Source organism: Psychrobacter sp. 1U2 (assembly GCF_051847575.1).
In genome coordinates, this window is sequence record NZ_JBPYDC010000312.1 from 1 (window position 1) to 1,214 (window position 1,214).

A 1,214-nucleotide genomic window follows, 5' to 3' on the forward strand; every position below is an offset into this window, starting at 1 on the left:
ATACTGTAAAAGGCTCAGATTGGTTGGGTGATCAAGACGCTATCGAGTATATGTGCCGTGAAGCGCCAAAAGTCGTCTATGAGCTTGAGCACATGGGTATGCCATTTGACCGTAACGAAGATGGCACGATTTACCAGCGTCCATTTGGTGGTCATACGTCGAACTATGGTGAAAAAGCGGTTCAACGTGCTTGCGCTGCTGCTGACCGTACTGGTCACGCACTATTACACACTTTGTATCAGAAAAACTTACAGCAAGGTACTGAGTTCTTTATCGAGTGGATTGCACTTGATTTGATCAAAGACGAAGCTGGCAACATCAATGGTGTGGTAGCACTTGAGCAAGAAACAGGCGCGGTAGCTGTGTTCCAGTCACCGATTACGGTGTTAGCGACAGGCGGTGCTGGTCGTATTTTTGCCGCTTCTACCAACGCTTATATTAACACTGGTGACGGTATTGGTATGGCGGTTCGCGCTGGCATTCCATTACAAGATATGGAGTTTTGGCAGTTCCATCCAACGGGTGTTCACGGAGCAGGGGTGCTGTTGACTGAAGGTTGCCGCGGTGAAGGGGCAATCTTACGTAATAAAGACGGTGAAGCCTTTATGGAGCGTTATGCCCCAACCGTTAAAGACTTAGCACCCCGTGATCTGGTATCGCGCTCTATGGACCAAGAGATCAAAGAAGGTCGTGGTTGTGGTCCCAATGCAGATCATATCGTTATGGATATGACGCATTTAGGGGTAGATACCATCATGAAGCGCCTACCATCGGTATTTGAGATTGGTAAAAACTTTGCGAACGTTGATATCACTAAAGAGCCTATTCCAGTTATCCCTACCATTCATTATATGATGGGCGGTATTCCTACTACGATTCATGGTCAAGTGGTTGTACCAGATTTAGAAGCGGGTAAGGATGAAGACGGTCTTTATGCCAAAGGCGATGTCGTCAAAGGTCTATATGCTATTGGTGAGTGTGCGTGTGTTAGTGTCCACGGTGCCAACCGTTTAGGTACCAACTCATTGCTTGATTTATTAGTATTTGGACGTGCAGCAGGTAAGCATATCGTTGATGAATATCATCATGCTGATCATAACTACAAGCCGCTCGACCCGCATGTACTAGACTTTACGGTACGTCGTTTGGATAAATTGCAGCAATCTACAGAAGGCTACAATGCGCAAGACGTGGCAGATGAGATTCGTGCAACT

Annotated in this window: 1 protein-coding gene; it reads left to right on the forward strand. The window is 46.6% G+C overall.

Annotated features, from left to right (window positions below):
• Window positions 1–1,214: FAD-binding protein (locus ACS8FD_RS15420; RefSeq protein WP_439276493.1), on the forward strand; the 1,214-nt coding region annotated here is incomplete at both ends.